The following is a 15,273-nucleotide window of genomic DNA, read 5'->3' as shown; positions in this document are numbered from 1 at the left end:
GGAGTAGGTGGTAGCATGCTGGAAAGATACGGGCACGGGGGCGACCTGCGAACGGCGGAGGAAGCGTTCGGCATGCCCGCGGACGGGTTTGCCGATTTCAGCTCGAATATGAACCCGCTCGGTCCTCCCGCCTCCGTGAAGGAGGTGCTTGTCCGGTACGCGGAGTCGATCGGCCGTTACCCGGACCCGGCCGTGCGCGGCCTTAGGCGGAAGCTCGCGGAGCTGCACGGCATCGGCGAGCAAGCGGTCGTCGTCGGCAACGGCGCGGCGGAGTTGATCGACCTCGTCGTGCGGGCGCTGCAGCCGAAGCTGACGGTGCTGACGGTGCCTTGCTTCGACGAGTACGGCGACGCCGTGCGCAAAATCGGCGGCGAAACGATGGAAATCCGGCTATCGGCGGCGCATATTTTCGACTTGGAGCCGGCAGCGGACCGCTTATGCGAGCTGGCGGCCCCCGGCGTTTTGTTCATGCTGGGATCGCCGAACAATCCGACCGGACGGCTCGCGAAGCCGGAGCTGCTCCTGCGACTCGTCGACCGGGGCGCCGATGTCGTCGTCGACGAGGCGTTCATGGATTTCGTGCCTTGCGAGGCGGAGTTCAGCCTCGTTCGGGAAGCGGCCCGCCATGAAAGGCTGTTCGTCATCCGGTCGATGACGAAATTTTATTCGATACCCGGCATCCGGCTCGGCTATATCGTCGGCATGCCGAAGCCGCTCAGCCGCTTGCGCGCGCTGCAAGTGCAGTGGAGCGTGAACTCGCTCGCGCAGGAGATCGGCGAGGCGGTGCTTGCCGAGGAGGAATTTGCCGGGCGAACGCTGGCATGGCTGGGGCGGGAGCGGGCATCGCTTACGGCCGCGCTTGAAGCGCATGGCTTCGGCGTCGTCCCGAGCTCGGCCAATTATTTGCTCTGCCGCATTCCGGAGTCTGCCGGCCTCAGCGCCAGCATGCTGCAGCTGCAAATGGGCAAGCAAGGCGTGCTTATCCGCGACGCCTCGCGTTTTCCGGGGCTCGATCACACTTATATCCGGGTAGCCGTAAAGCTAAGGGAGCAGAACGAGCGGCTGCTGAGCGCGCTGGAGAGCTGTATCCGGCCAAGCGGCGGAGAGGGGGAAGCATGAGCGACAGGAAACCGAACGGGCGTACGATCATGGTGCAGGGGACGTCTTCCGACGCGGGCAAAAGCTTGATTACCGCGGCTTTGTGCCGCATTTTCACGCAGGACGGCCACAAAACCGCTCCTTTCAAATCGCAAAACATGTCGCTTAACTCCTACGTCACGTGGGACGGCAAGGAAATCGGGCGGGCGCAGGGGATGCAGGCCGACGCCTGCGGCATTCTCGCGACGACGGACATGAACCCGATCCTGCTCAAGCCCTCCGGCGAGATGAGATCGCAGGTCGTCGTGCACGGCAAGCCGCTTCGGGATTACGACGCGCGCGAATACCGCGACGACTATCTGCCTGCGGCCGGCCGCATCGTGCGGGAGTCGCTCGACCGGCTGAGGGAGGCTTATGACATCGTCGTGCTGGAAGGCGCGGGAAGCCCGGCGGAAATCAACCTGAAGGACCGCGACATCGTCAATATGCGCATGGCCGCCTGGGCCGACGCGCCGGTCGTTCTCGTTGCCGACATCGACCGCGGCGGCGTCTTCGCTTCGATCGTCGGCACGCTCGAGCTGCTTGAGCGGGAGGAGCGGGACCGCGTGCGCGGGTTCGTCATCAATAAATTCCGCGGCGACGTGTCGCTGCTGAAGCCGGGGCTCGACTGGCTCGAAGCGCGGACGGGCAAGCCGGTGCTCGGCGTTATTCCGTATTTGCCGGATTTGGAGCTGGAGGACGAAGATTCGTTGTCGCTTTCGAAGAACCGGGCAGCGGTCCCGCATGCGGATGCTGCCGGACATGCCGGCGAGCTCGACATCGCGGTCATCCGGCTGCCGCGCTTATCGAATTTCACCGATATGGATCCGCTGCGGCATGAATCGGACGTGAAGCTTCGCTACGTCGGGCACGCGGGTCAGTGGGGCAGCCCCGATGCCGTCATTTTGCCGGGAAGCAAAAATACGATCGAGGATTTAATCTGGCTGAGGCAATCCGGCCTGGACGATTTGCTGCGAAGCCACGCGGGGGAAGGCGGATGGACGGTCGGCATATGCGGCGGATACGAAATGCTCGGGGCGAAGCTGCGCGATCCGCTCCGCGTGGAAGCGGCGGTGGAAGAGACGGACGGGCTCGGTTTTTTCCCGTTCGAGGTCAGATTCGCGGAAACGAAAAAAACGATCCGGATCGAAGGGATGGCCGGCCTAGCAAGTGGCGGAGCGGAAACGCCGATTGCAGGCTATGAAATTCATATGGGCGAGGTCGTATGGCCGGAAGCGGAGACGCAGCTCCCTCGTCCGTTCCGGATTCGAGCGCAGCATCCGGATGCGGGCGGGAAGGATTACGAACCGGAAGGAGCGCGCTCCCGGGACGGCCGAACATGGGGGACGTTCGTGCACGGCATCCTGCACAACGACGATTTTCGCAGAGCCTGGCTTAACGAGATTCGGGAAGCGAAAGGCCTCGAGCCGCTGCCTGCCGCGCTTCGGTTCTCCGAAAGCCGCGAGCGGGCGTTCGACCGGCTGGCGGAGCACGTGAGGACGCATTTGGATATCCCGTTCCTATACGGGCTGATAGGACTTTCGAAGGAGGAAGAGCGATGACGCAGCCTTTTCGAGGAGGTGGCGATTGCTACCGGTCTGCCGTCTGGAAGGGTGCAACGTTGTGCTTGCTGGAAGACCGGATCGAAGCGGCGTGTCCGGAGAGGCTGCATGCGCTTAGCAGCGCCGTTCACCCCGGCGGTTTCTCCCATGCCGACCGGATCGTGAATTGGAAGGTGCCGCTGACGTATCGCTGCGACGATCCCGTGCGGGATTTGATCGCGATGTGCGGCGAGTGGGGCTGCGATCCGCGGCATACGGTCGGCCTCCTGACGGCGGCCAAGCTGACGCATGCTTCGGTCAAGGAGGTCGAGGGAGACCGTTTCGCGCTGCTATGCTGCGTTACCGTCGGCACGAGGAACGCGGCGAGAGCCGGCATGCCGCGCCGGACGTTTCCGGCTTACGCGCCGGGAACGATCAACACCGTTCTATTAATCGACGGCCGGATGACCGAGTCGGCGATGGTGAACGCGGTCATTACGGCAACCGAGGCGAAGTCGGCGGCGCTGCAGCGGCTTGGGATCGTTGAGCGGGCGACCGGCGAGACCGCGACGGGCACGACGACCGACGCCGTCGTCGTCGGGGTGAGCCAGCATCCGCGCTGGGATGCGGCGCACGCCTATGCGGGAGCGGCGACGACGATCGGCTGCGCGATCGGCGAAGCGGTGTACGGCGCGGTGCTCGAGGCCGGTCGGACACAGCATGAAGATTAGTAAGAATAGCGCATGAATAGACTGCTTGCGCGCCGCGCGCAACGTAGGGCATTTTCGCAACAAAATCGGTCCCGACTGCATGTCCGGCATATAGGGTTAGGGCGATGCGGGTCAGCATTCCAACCTTATGCGGCCGGGCAGCCTGACCGTGCACGAATGCGCCGTCATGCTTCGAGGAAGCGGCTAAATGGAGGTGGAGACGTAGCGGTCTCCCAATAACTGCTTCGCAACATAGAAGATTTGGCCCATATGCTCCGAATAATGAGCGGCGCATTGATGAAGCATGTCCAGATTCGTCCGCTCCTTGTTTCTTACGGTCTGCGTCGCTTCGAGCTCGGCGTCCGATATTCGGTTAACCGTATCGATAACAAGCTGAAGCTTGTCATTTACAATGCTGTGAAGCTCATATTTCGTCGTATGCGAAGGCCGAAGCTCTTGCTCGCGATCTCTAACCGTCTTCCCGCCCAAAATGCCGTTAATCACTCTTTCATTCATGTTTCCTTCCATATGCTTGATGAGCGCCGCGATGCTGTGACTTGCCTCGTTCGGCCTCCAATTCACCTGTTCGTCATCAAGCTGCTCCAATACATTCAGCGTTCGCCTCTGAATTTCCCCGAATTTTGTCGACAGCCATATTCTGTTAAAATGATAAGACATGTTGCCTCCTGCCCCCGGCAAATACCCTGACAATGGATATACCCGGAAAATCGTATCGTATTATACTTAAAATTATTCGTTCGACAAGTGCGATTCCCTGCCGACATCCGTATGAAAACATCCCTAGAAAGGAAGGAAAGGTTGTGCTTAGATGATATCTACTAATCGAGACGGTCTTAGAGATTCTGGCCGAGCTGTTCGTTACCGACGGCTCAAGCTGGCCGGCCCGGCGCGGAAAGAGAAAGCACAAGAAGCGGCTTGCCGCCTTGGCGCGCGATTATGAATGGTTCGAGCTTCTGGTCAAGGATGACCGGTATCGCGAAATTTTGAACGAAGACGGCGAAGTAAAGCGGAAATTGTCGGACAAACGTTATGTTCGCTCGCTGGATTTGAACTTGGAGGAAATAAGGCGGTTCGCGGAGCTGCTGCAGGCGAAATATTCGGACATGCCCGCCGAAACGCAGCCTTAACCATTACAACTCGTCTCTTTTCATGTAAAATAGATTAGTCGCAAGTTCGGACGCTTGATCGGAGGTTAACGCGTTGATTAGCATTATCGGCTATACGAATGACAAAAAATGGCTATCGGATTTGACGGTCGATCAATTGGAAGCGGCCGACCTCGATTGGTTTTGGGTCGATTTTTGCGATCCGAAGGAAGACGAGTGCAAATTGCTCGATACGTACTTCCGGTTTCATCCGCTGGCGATCGAGGATTGCTACCATCTCCTGCAGCGGCCCAAGATGGACCATTACGACGACGTTCACTTCCTCGTTCTCCACGATATCGAAGACAAGCATCTGTCCGTGAACGAAATCAACCTGTTCATCGGGCGGCGGTTCATCGTTACGTTCCATTACGAGCCCTCGGCCGAGATCGAACAGGCGCGCAAGAAGCTGCTGTCCGCCGCGCCGCTTCCGGAAAGAGGGCATCTGTATGCGGCCTATCTCGTGATCGACAAGCTGGTCGACCGTTATTTCCCCGCCGTGCAGGAGCTTGAGGAGCATTTGCTCGACATGGAGATCGGCGGCGACAGCGACCCGTCGCAGAAGATGATGAACGACATTTTCAGCATCCGTTCGCGGCTCCTTAGGCTGCGCAAGACGATCGTGCCGATGCGCGATCTGCTGTACCGGCTGATCAACTCGGACCGGATCGAAGGGCTGAAGCCGTATTTGGCGTTTTATCACGACGTGTACGATCATCTGCTCAAGCTCTCGGAGATGCTCGATTCCTGCAGGGAGATTACGACGGATTTGCGTGACAGCTACATCTCCTACAATTCCCACCGGATGAACACGATCATGAAGACGCTCACGGTCATCACGACCATTTTTATGCCGCTGACGTTTTTGGCCGGCATTTACGGCATGAATTTTACGTATATGCCCGAGCTCGATTGGAGCTGGGGGTATTTTGCCGTCATTCTGGTCATGCTGGCGACAGGTATTTCGATGTACGCTTGGTTTCGGACGAAAGGTTGGTTTAAGTGACGGGAAACGAACAAAAAAATGCCATTCCGGCCGGGAAAGAGGCCGCGCTGAGCGGAAGGAACAAGCTCGCGGCTGCCGGCATATTGGCCGGCATTCTGGCCGTGCTGGCGCTGTTGTTCTACGGGATGGTGCTTCTGCTTGGCAATAAGGCGCCGGCGAATGACGCGAGCCTCGATGAGACGCTCCATTATACGTATTTCGCCAAGACGGCTCCGAACGGGATGAAGCTTCACGTGCTTCGGACAAAGCCGGTCTACGTGACGCTCGAAGCGATCCATGACAATGTGACGCTCGCGAAGAAGGTCGGCATTAACGGCGGTTTTTTTTACGGGAATCAGCTGCTCAGCATCGGAATCGTTAACGGGTTGCCCGTGAACGCGCAGATCGGCAAGTTCGGCGCGGGCGACGAGAACGTCAAATACGCAAGAGGCACGCTGGTCTGGGACGGCGCCGCAGACAGGCTGAGCGTACAGATCGCAAGCAGGGCGTCCGAGCTTAAGGTGAAGGACCATACCCGGTTCTGGGCGCAGGGCGGCATCAGCATGTCGCTCGGGGACGACGCGGGCTGGGCGGAGCAGGCGATGAAGGAGAACGCGCCGTTCCCGGGCGAGGACAGGCTCCGTTCGGCGGCCGTATACGAAGAGGATGGCCAATTGTATTTGATCGTCAGCGAAACGAAAGGGTCGCTCGCGCTGTTCCGGGAGGCGATTATCTCGAGCGTCGGGGACGGCAAGCTGGCGGACGGGATCTTCCTTGACGGCGACGGCTCTTCGCAGCTGCTCAGCAAGGAAGCGTCCTTGCCCGGGGATAACCGGCCCGTCGTGCAGATGCTGCGAATCGTGAAGTAGAGATATGGCGGAACAAAAGGGGAAATCGACATGAAGCAAGATCAGTTGCCGGTCGACGCCGTCATGCCGCAGCTGCTTGAGACGCTGCGCAACGCGGGTAACGCGGTGCTCGTCGCGGAGCCGGGCGCGGGCAAGACGACGCGCGTGCCGCTCGCGCTGCTCGGCGAAGCATGGCTCGGCGGCAAGAAGATCGTCATGCTCGAGCCGAGAAGGCTGGCTGCGCGTTCGGCCGCGCAGTTCATGGCAAAGTCGCTCGGCGAGCAGGCGGGCGAAACGGTCGGCTACCGCGTCCGGCTCGACTCCCGCATAGGGCCTCGTACGCGAATCGAGGTCGTCACCGAAGGCGTTCTTACCCGCATGCTCCAGGAGGATCAGGCGCTTGAGCAGGTCGGCGCGCTGTTATTCGACGAATTTCATGAGCGCCATCTTCACGGCGATCTCGGATTGGCGCTCAGCCTGCAGTCGCAATCGCTGCTTCGGGACGATCTGCGCATCGTCGTCATGTCGGCGACGCTGGATACGGAGCCGATCGCGGAGCTGCTCGGCGGCGCGCCGGTCATCAGGAGCGAAGGCCGCGCCTTCCCGGTCGCGACCGCGTATTCGCCCGCGCGACTATCGGGTCCGATCGAACCGCATGTCGGTCGGGCGGTACTGGAAGCGCTCCGCGCGCATGACGGCGACGTGCTGGCGTTCCTGCCCGGCGTCTCCGAAATTCGCCGAGTCGCCAAGTGGCTCTCGGGAGCCGGCCTTCCGCCGAACGTGCGGGCGGAGGAGCTGCACGGCAGCCTGCCGCTCGAGCGGCAGGACGCCGCGGTGGCGCCCTGCGCGAAGGGGGAGCGGAAGGTCGTGCTTGCGACGTCGATCGCCGAATCCAGCCTGACGGTCGAAGGCGTTACCGTCGTCGTGGATTGCGGCCTTATGCGCGTTCCGCGCTTCTCTCCCCGAACGGGCATGTCCCGTCTGGAGACCGTTCCGGTCTCCAGGGCGTCGGCCGATCAGCGGAGAGGCCGGGCGGGCCGGCTTGCGCCGGGCGTCTGCTACCGGCTGTGGCCGGAGCGGGAGCATCCGTACTTGCCTGAGCAAAGCGCGCCCGAGATGCTCGAAGCGGACCTTGCGCCGCTGGCGCTGGAGCTTGCGGTCTGGGGGATAAGGGACCCGCAAGAGCTGGAATGGCTGACCGAACCGCCCGCCTCGTCGTATGAGCAAGCTTGTTCCTTATTGAAGCAGCTGAAGGCGATCGACGAGCGGGGCAAACCGACGGAAGCGGGTATGCGGATGGCCAAGTTCGGCCTGCATCCTCGCCTCGGCGGCATGATTATTCAAGCTTCCGCGCTCGGCGCCGCACGGGAGTCTTGCGTACTCGCGGCGCTGCTAAGCGAACGCGACCTACTGCAGGCGGAGCGGAACGTCGACATTCAGCTTCGGATCGAGCAGCTGCATCGGCTGGCCGGGGACGGAGGGAGAGCGTATGGGGGAGACCATCCCGCCAGAGGAGCTTCGCTCAGGATTGCGGCTCAGGCCGAACAATGGGAGAGGCTTGCGAAGCAGCTGCAGGCGGCCGACGGATCGGCCGCCAACGGACAGGTGCCCGTCGGCGCCTTGATCGCGCTCGCCTATCCCGACCGGATCGCCCAGCGGCGGAGCGACGGCCGCTACTTGCTGGCAAATGGGAGAGGAGCCGAGCTGCCCGAGCTGCAGCCGTTGTCGCGCTTCGCTTACCTTGCGGCCTGCGAGCTCGACGATGCGGGCACGGAGAGCCGGATCCGGCTTGCGGCGGAGCTTTCCATAAGCGATATCGAGCGGTATTTGGCCGATTACATCGAGAACGAGGATATCGTCGCATGGGACCCCGCTTCCGAATCGGTGCGTTCGCGCAAACGCACGCGGCTCGGCGCGGTCATATTAAAAGAGGCGCCGCAGGAACGGCAGGACGCGGAGAAGGTGGCGGAGACGCTGCTCTGCGCGGTTCGCGGGGCCGGGCTCGGTTATCTGCCAATGAACAAACAGGCTTCGCAGCTGAGAGCGCGAATGCGGCTCATGGCGCGCGGCGGCGGCGACTGGCCGGACGTCTCCGACGAGGCGCTTCTCGGCTCGCTGAACCTGTGGCTGAAGCCGCATATTTACGGGATGAAGAGCCGATCCGACCTGCAGAAGCTGCAGATGCAGCAGCTGCTGGAAGGGATGTTGAGCTGGAAGCAGCGGCAGGAGCTGGACGAGCAGGTGCCGACGCATATCGTCGTTCCGAGCGGCTCGCGCATCCCCGTCGATTACGGCGATCCGGAATCGCCCGTTCTCGCCGTTCGGCTGCAGGAGCTGTTCGGGATGAAGGAGACGCCTCGCCTCGCGAGAGGCACGCTACCCGTCACGCTCCATCTGCTGTCGCCTTCCCAGCGTCCGGTGCAGGTGACGAGGGATTTGCGAAGTTTTTGGGAGAACGCGTATTTCGAAGTGAAGAAGGATTTGAAGGGAAGGTATCCGAAGCATTACTGGCCGGACGATCCGTATACGGCCGTCCCGACGAGCAGGGCGAAGCCGAGGCCGAATTGACGGTCCCGGCCGCGTCCGATCGGGACAATCTCCGCAAAGGACGGTGAAGGACTTCATCATGGCTATATATTTGTTGATCGCGTATTTGATTATTATAAACCTGTGGACCTTTTTTCTGATGGGCTACGATAAGAAGCGGGCAAAGCGCCAGCGCAGGCGGGTGCCGGAGAAGCGCTTGTTCGCGCTCAGCGCCGCCGGCGGCGCAGCGGGCACCTGGCTCGGGATGAGCGCGTGGCGGCACAAAACGAAGCATCGCTCGTTCGTTGTCGGCGTTCCGATGCTCTTCGGCCTGAACGTACTTCTCGTCTGGGGGATCGTCTGGCTGACGGGGCCTTATTCCAATATTTGATTGATCCGCCTGGCCGGTTTATGGTATAGTGGGACTTCGCCTTTTTTACAACATTACGCTTAGGAGGTAACTGAATTGACTGTTCAAAGTGCCTATCAAGAAGAACAGCGGCGGCTTACGGAGTCGCTGCGCGACATCTCGGCCCAGCTGCAGGCGATCGGTCCGCGCTACAAAGGAGACGACTTTACGGAGCAAATGCTCGATCTGCAGCAGGAAGAGCGGCGGCAGCGGCTCGAAATCTCGAAGAAGGAGCCGTATTTCGGAAGAATCGACTTTCAGGAGCTGCCGGCCGGCGAGCCGAAGCCTCTGTATATCGGCAAAGCCGGCGTTGCCAAGCAAGGGAGCAACGAATTGCTCGTCATCGATTGGCGCGCGCCCGTCGCGAGCCTATTCTATTCCTTCACCGGCGGGGACGCGCCGGCCGCCTATGAATCGCCGGACGGCGAAATATCGGGCCACGTTCATTTGAAAAGGAATTTCATGATTCGTCAGGGTGAGATCGTCCGGTTGGTCGACAGCTTCGTGCGCGGCCAGGAGGAAGGCTCGGTCACTGACGAATTTCTATTATACAGACTGGGCGAGAACAAGGATAACAAGCTGCGCGACATCGTCTCGACCATTCAGGGCGAGCAGGACCGCATCATCCGCGCGGAACGCGGCAAAGCGCTGTTCATCCAAGGCGTGGCGGGAAGCGGCAAGACGACCGTGGCGCTGCACCGGCTGGCCTATTTGCTCTACCAGTACGCGGATCGGATGCGGGCGGAGCGGATGATCATTTTCGCGCCCAACCGGATGTTTCTCGATTACATTTCCGGCGTTCTTCCGGAACTCGGCGTAGGCGACATCCAGCAAACGACGTTCGGCGACTGGGCGTTCGAATTGCTGGAGAAGAGCGTCACGCTGCAAGATCCTTCGGAGACGATGGCGTATTGGTTCGAGCAGCATCGGACGGCGGAAGAAATCGAGCATTCCTCCGGCCGCTTCAAAGGAAGCTTGGCCTTCAAAGCGATCGTGGACGAGAAGCTTGCCGATTTCGAGAAAAAGATCGTCCCGGTCGTGCCCTTCGTCCCGGTCGACGGACTCGAGCTGCCGCCGGCGCTTATGCGCGAGTGGTACGATACCGATTACGGCGAAGAGACGCTCATGAACAAGCGCGACCGGCTCGTCAGCCGAATCCGGCGCTGGTTCGAATCGGAGCTGAAGATGAGGAAGATAGCGGACAAAAAAATAAGGTCGAAGGCGCTAGCGAAATTCAATGCATTCACGAAAAAAATCCCATCCTACTCGTCGGTCGAGCTGTACGCGTCGCTGTTCCAGGGCAAGCAGGCTTCCAAGGGCATACCGAAAGCGATTGCCGAGCGGACCGGCGAGCGGCTTGGCAAAAACGCGGCGGCGGCAGAGGATTTGGCGCCGCTTGCCTATATCCAGCTTCAGCTGTACGGCCTGCCGAAACAGGCGTTCGACCATATCGTCATCGACGAGGCGCAGGATTATTCGCCGTTCCAGCTTGAGGTGCTGCGGTTATGCCAGCGCACCGCGTCCATGACGGTGCTTGGGGATCTGCAGCAGGGCATCCACGCCTATGCCGGCATTCAAAGCTGGTCGGAGCTTACTTCGATCTTCGTCGAAGAGCAGGTCGGCTTCTTCGAGCTGAACCGCAGCTATCGATCGACGATGGAAATCATCGAATTCGCGAACAAAATATTGGGCGAGATGACCGGCGGGGTGAAGCCGGCCGTCCCGGTATTCCGAAGCGGCGACCCCGTCGAATCGGCGGAATCGGCGAGAGCCGGATGGCTGGCGGATATCGCCTCGACCGTTCGCTTGTGGCGGGAGCAGGGCCATTACGAGACGATTTCGGTCATCGGGCGCACGGCGCAGGAATGCGAACGCATCCATACGCATCTGCTCGACAGCGGTTTTGACGCCTCGCTCGTCCAGAGCAAGCAGCCTGCCTACGGCGGCGGCTTGTCCGTCGTGCCGGTCTATTTGTCCAAAGGGCTGGAGTTCGACGCGGTGCTGATCGCGGACGCGGGCGAGGAAGCGTATTCGGGCCTTGATGCCAAATTGTTGTACGTCGGCTGTACCCGTGCGCTGCATAAGCTGAAGCTGCTGCACATCGGAAGCCTCACGCCGCTGATCGGGAAATAAGCGCCAATGGCGAATCCGAAAGGCTGCATCGGTCGTATAACAACCTAATCTAAACAGGAGAGTGAACGCCGGTGCAGGATACGAAACAAAATTTGCAAACGTCATTAAAGGAAATCGAGGAATGGGAGCGCGGGCAGAAGGATTTGTGGTTCTGGGAGAAGCTCGGTCGGCTCCCGTTCCTGCTGCTGGATAAGCTGACCCCTAAATTCCTTCAGGAAAAAATCGGCCAAGCGGTCGATGAAGTCGGCGGCTATATTCAAAACGGCGGCAAATATTTGGTGTCCGAGCGCTCGGTTCTGGATCAGCTGCGGCGCCATTCGGTCCCGGCCGGCGAGAAGCGTCCGCTTGAAGAGCCGCTTACGCTCGAGGAAGCCGGGGCTCTGCCGATTGCGGTCATGAATCAGGCGGCTGCAGGGCTCGCTTCCAGCCGCTCGAAGATGGCGACGATTCAAGGCGCGACGACGGGCTTCGGCGGCATGTTCACCTTGGCGGTCGACATTCCGGCGATTCTCGGGCTGTCGCTCAAGATCATTCAGGAAATCGCCATTTGCTACGGCTTCGATCCGAAGTTGAAGGAAGAGCGGATATTTGCCGTCAAGGTGATGCAGTTCGCCTCTTCCGATATCGTCGGCAAAAAAGCGATTCTCGAGGAGCTGAGCGCCTACGATTCGGACGGACGGAGCCGGCAAATGCTGTCGCAGCTGCAAGGCTGGCGCGAGGTCGTCGCCGTCTACCGCGACAACTTCGGCTGGAAGAAGCTGTTCCAGATGATCCCGATCGCCGGCATGCTGTTCGGCGCGTTCATTAACCGCGGGATGCTAAGCGACGTGGCGGAAGCGGCAACGATGCTTTACAGGAAAAGAAGAGTGTTGATCAAGCTGGCGGAGGGCGGTCATTAAACGTGGATTTTCACCTGCAATATTTGTCTTTTTTCGTGATTCATACCGATGGGGAAGAAAGCGCGACGTCGTCCGGCAAGCGGTTCAAGCATTACCAGACGCTTGACGCGGATACGTACGAGGACAGCGAAATTCAGAAGTTTCTGGACGACGAGTTCAAGCGGATCGTGAAGCGAAAGGTCGAGCGCAACCCGAATTCGGCCGGCGCCCCGACGAAGATCGGCCGGTTCATGGTGGAGCCGGGCTACGAGCTCGGCAGCAACCAGAACTACAATTTGTTCCAGCGGCTGCGCGACGCGGATTCGAAGGAGAGGTTCATCGGCATCGCCGACGAGCTCGTCCGCATTTACATGGATACGAGCGCCGTTCGGGGAGGCGCGTTCGTCGTCGCCTTATCGAAGCTGAATACGTATTTCGACGAGCCGTTTTTATTTTTGCTGAAATGCGATTTCGAGCCGAAGATCGCCCGCATCTCCGACGAGCGCAACCTGATCTCGCAGGTGGAGATGGCGATCAGCGCCCGCAGCATCAAGTCGATCCAATATCCGCATATGCCCGAGGAGGGCATGCTGGAGCAGTGGGAGCTGAAGATCCATCAAGCCTCGCATGCCCGTTATTTCGAGGATTTCTTGAAGTACGTCTCGTACGAGAAGCCTCTTCCGGAGGTTATGGGCGAGCAGGTCGTCGAGATGGTGCATCAATACATCGCCGACAAGTGGCAGGAGGACGAGAGCACCGAGCGGCGCGAGGAGGAGAACGCGGTCGAAGTATGGGCGGCCAGCGAGAAGCGCGATTTGCAGGAATGGTGGCCGCAGGAGCAGGTGGAGGTCGCGGCGGCCGCGCTCGTCGAGCAGAAGCCGGATCTTCCGTTCGCGTTCAAGCTGGACGGCGTGACGGTCAGAGGGCTGCTGGCCGATTTCGGGGCTTCGATTCATTTTGCCAAGCACAACGGCCGATACGTCGTCGTCATCGAAGGCGACGCCTTCCAGTTCGACAAAGGCATGTCGCCGGTCGAGCTGCTGCAGCCGCAAGATTTGGAGCAAATCATGCCACTTATCGGCAGCGGGAAGCCGTCCGAAAGCGCGGACGGAGAGGAAGCCGCGGCACAGCCAGCCGGCCATGACGACGAAGTACCCTGGTAACCGGTGCAAATCGTATGAATTTGGTTAATAAAGGAGAGACTGCTTAAGTGGACAACCTATTTTTCATAGAAATCGGCATGGGATGCGACCTGCACGGCCAGAACATAACGAAAGCCTCGATCCGGGCGGTTCAGAACGCCATTCACCACAATTCGATGCCGGGACTTCGTTCCGTCCTGCCGGGCGGCAGCCTGGACAACATGAAGGTGCGGGTGAAGCTGGCGCTGCCTTGCGACAAGGAACTGCTCGACGTCGATCAGGTGAAGGCCGCCCTGCCTTACGGCCAAGTGACGGTCGAGCTGACCGACGGCGGCATGCTGACGACGAGCGGCGTCGTCCTGCCCGAAAAGGAGGACAAGAACGATCTGATCTACGTCGTGATCGCGTCGGTCGAGGTAGGCTACTAAACGCATCACCAACTGCCAGAAGGAGACTTCGATGGTATTAAAGCTTCTGGTGTTCGCCCTGCTGCTCGGATTCACCGCGTTCTTCGTCGCGACGGAGTTCGCCATTATTCGAATGCGGTCAAGCCGCGTCAACCAAATGGTCGCCGAGAAGGTCAAAAACGCGAAGGCGGTCGAGCGGGTCACAACCAATTTGGACGGCTACTTATCCGCCTGCCAGCTGGGCATTACGATTACGGCGCTCGGGCTCGGCTGGCTCGGGGAACCGACGATCGAGCAGCTTCTGCATCCGCTCTTCGACAGGCTGGGCATCGAGGGCGATCTCAGCACGCTGCTGTCGTTCGTCATCTCCTTCGTCATCGTGACGTACATGCACGTCGTACTCGGCGAGCTGTTCCCGAAATCTCTCGCCATCATTATGTCGGAGCGAATCAGTCAGCTTACGGCTCCGATCATCATCGTGTTCTATAAAGTGATGTACCCTTTCATCTGGCTGCTGAACGGGTCGGCGAACGGTCTCGTTCGCCTGTTCGGCTTCAAGCCTGCCCACGAGCACGAGGCGCATTCGGAGGAAGAGATCCGCATTATTTTGTCGGAGAGCTACGAGAGCGGCAAAATCAACATGAGCGAATACGGCTACGTCAGCCGGATCTTCGAATTCGACGAACGGCTTGCGCGCGAGATTATGGTTCCGAGGACGGACATGATCTGCCTCGACATCGAGCGGTCGCGTGAAGAGAACGTCGAGACGATCAAGAGGGAGCAGTATACGCGGTTTCCGGTGGCGAAAGGGAGCAAGGACAATATTATCGGCATTCTGAATACGAAGCAGTTTTTCCTCCATTACGACTCCGACCGCGAGCTCGACCTTCGCTCGCTGCTGCAGCCGGTCATGTCGGTGCCGGAGGTGACGCCGATCAAGAAGCTGCTGAAGCGGATGCAGCAGGAACGCGTTCATATCGCGCTGCTGCTTGACGAATACGGCGGCACGGCGGGCCTCATCACGATTGAGGACATTATCGAGGAAATCGTCGGCGAGATCCGCGACGAGTTCGACGAGGACGAGGTGAAGGAGATCGAAGCGATCGAACCGCAGCGATATCTCGTGGACGGCAAGGCGCTGATCAGCGAGGTGAACGCGGCGGCCGGCACGCAATTGGAATGCGACGACGTCGACTCGATCGGCGGCTGGCTGTTCAATCAGAAGCCGGAGCTTCCGGTCGGCGAGCCCTGGACGTTCGACAATTTGACGTTTATTATTCGCGAACGCGACAATAACCGGATCCGGAAGATTGAAATCCATACCGATTTATCGGAAAATGAGATTGGCGAATACGGACATGCATAAGCATGTATAGAGAAGCCGACATTGC

The 15,273-nt window shown here is 59.9% G+C and carries 14 protein-coding genes; 13 read left to right on the top strand and 1 reads right to left on the bottom strand.

All coding sequences use genetic code 11. The features are described from left to right. Positions 1 to 15 precede the first annotated feature (15 nt). Genes cobD through IDH41_RS21595 form a run of 3 tightly spaced genes read left to right on the top strand, consistent with a single transcriptional unit; the run spans position 16 to position 3,409 of the window. The gene (cobD, locus tag IDH41_RS21605; protein ID WP_190864738.1) at positions 16 to 1,119 is read left to right on the top strand and encodes a threonine-phosphate decarboxylase CobD; all 1,104 of its coding nucleotides are present in this window, start codon (positions 16 to 18) and stop codon (positions 1,117 to 1,119) included. Continuing rightward, a complete protein-coding gene (locus IDH41_RS21600; protein WP_190864736.1) occupies positions 1,116 to 2,699 on the top strand; it encodes a cobyric acid synthase in 1,584 nt (527 codons plus the stop codon). Before cobD ends, IDH41_RS21600 begins: the two co-directional genes overlap by 4 nt. Continuing rightward, on the top strand, positions 2,696 to 3,409 hold the full coding sequence (locus tag IDH41_RS21595) for an adenosylcobinamide amidohydrolase (protein ID WP_190864734.1): 714 nt from the start codon (positions 2,696 to 2,698) through the stop codon (positions 3,407 to 3,409). The genes IDH41_RS21600 and IDH41_RS21595 overlap by 4 nt, the downstream gene beginning before the upstream one ends. 183 nt (positions 3,410 to 3,592) lie before the next feature. Here the strand turns inward: IDH41_RS21595 and IDH41_RS21590 are convergent, their stop codons facing one another. Beyond that, positions 3,593 to 4,066 (bottom strand): DinB family protein, encoded by a 474-nt coding sequence (locus IDH41_RS21590; RefSeq protein WP_190864732.1) that lies wholly within the window; start codon positions 4,064 to 4,066, stop codon positions 3,593 to 3,595. Positions 4,067 to 4,332: 266 nt separating this feature from the next. Here IDH41_RS21590 and IDH41_RS21585 point away from each other — a divergent pair, with 266 nt between their 5' ends. The 10 genes from IDH41_RS21585 (at position 4,333) to IDH41_RS21540 (ending at position 15,248) form a co-directional block, all read left to right on the top strand. Next, positions 4,333 to 4,536 carry a hypothetical protein gene (locus tag IDH41_RS21585; RefSeq protein ID WP_190864730.1) on the top strand — a complete coding sequence of 68 codons (204 nt, stop codon included), beginning with the start codon at positions 4,333 to 4,335 and terminating at the stop codon, positions 4,534 to 4,536. A gap of 73 nt (positions 4,537 to 4,609) precedes the next feature. Continuing rightward, on the top strand, positions 4,610 to 5,560 hold the full coding sequence (corA, locus tag IDH41_RS21580; protein WP_190864728.1) for a magnesium/cobalt transporter CorA: 951 nt from the start codon (positions 4,610 to 4,612) through the stop codon (positions 5,558 to 5,560). Then, positions 5,557 to 6,408, top strand: a complete 852-nt coding sequence (locus IDH41_RS21575; RefSeq protein ID WP_190864726.1) for a hypothetical protein — start codon at positions 5,557 to 5,559, stop codon at positions 6,406 to 6,408. The genes corA and IDH41_RS21575 overlap by 4 nt, the downstream gene beginning before the upstream one ends. A 30-nt stretch (positions 6,409 to 6,438) precedes the next feature. Then, positions 6,439 to 8,955 carry an ATP-dependent helicase HrpB gene (gene hrpB, locus IDH41_RS21570; RefSeq protein WP_190864724.1) on the top strand — a complete coding sequence of 839 codons (2,517 nt, stop codon included), beginning with the start codon at positions 6,439 to 6,441 and terminating at the stop codon, positions 8,953 to 8,955. A 58-nt stretch (positions 8,956 to 9,013) separates the two neighbouring features. After that, a complete protein-coding gene (locus tag IDH41_RS21565) occupies positions 9,014 to 9,304 on the top strand; it encodes a DUF1294 domain-containing protein (protein ID WP_223829935.1) in 291 nt (96 codons plus the stop codon). Positions 9,305 to 9,379: 75 nt separating this feature from the next. Next, a complete protein-coding gene (locus tag IDH41_RS21560; protein ID WP_190864722.1) occupies positions 9,380 to 11,455 on the top strand; it encodes a HelD family protein in 2,076 nt (691 codons plus the stop codon). A 71-nt stretch (positions 11,456 to 11,526) separates the two neighbouring features. Continuing rightward, positions 11,527 to 12,354, top strand: coding sequence for an EcsC family protein (locus tag IDH41_RS21555; RefSeq protein WP_190864720.1), 828 nt, complete (start codon positions 11,527 to 11,529; stop codon positions 12,352 to 12,354). 2 nt (positions 12,355 to 12,356) lie between these two features. Continuing rightward, positions 12,357 to 13,496 carry a DUF3900 domain-containing protein gene (locus IDH41_RS21550; RefSeq protein ID WP_190864719.1) on the top strand — a complete coding sequence of 380 codons (1,140 nt, stop codon included), beginning with the start codon at positions 12,357 to 12,359 and terminating at the stop codon, positions 13,494 to 13,496. Positions 13,497 to 13,543: 47 nt separating this feature from the next. Further along, complete coding sequence (locus tag IDH41_RS21545; protein ID WP_190864717.1) at positions 13,544 to 13,903, top strand: Lin0512 family protein; 360 nt, start codon at positions 13,544 to 13,546, stop codon at positions 13,901 to 13,903. Between the two features lie 31 nt (positions 13,904 to 13,934). Then, positions 13,935 to 15,248, top strand: a complete 1,314-nt coding sequence (locus IDH41_RS21540; protein ID WP_190864715.1) for a hemolysin family protein — start codon at positions 13,935 to 13,937, stop codon at positions 15,246 to 15,248. The last annotated feature ends 25 nt before the right edge of the window (positions 15,249 to 15,273 follow it).

It is taken from the genome of Paenibacillus arenilitoris, assembly GCF_014705655.1.
In the GTDB taxonomy this organism is placed as follows: Bacteria; Bacillota; Bacilli; order Paenibacillales; family Paenibacillaceae; genus Pristimantibacillus; species Pristimantibacillus arenilitoris.
This window is presented reverse-complemented; position numbering and strand designations above follow the sequence as displayed.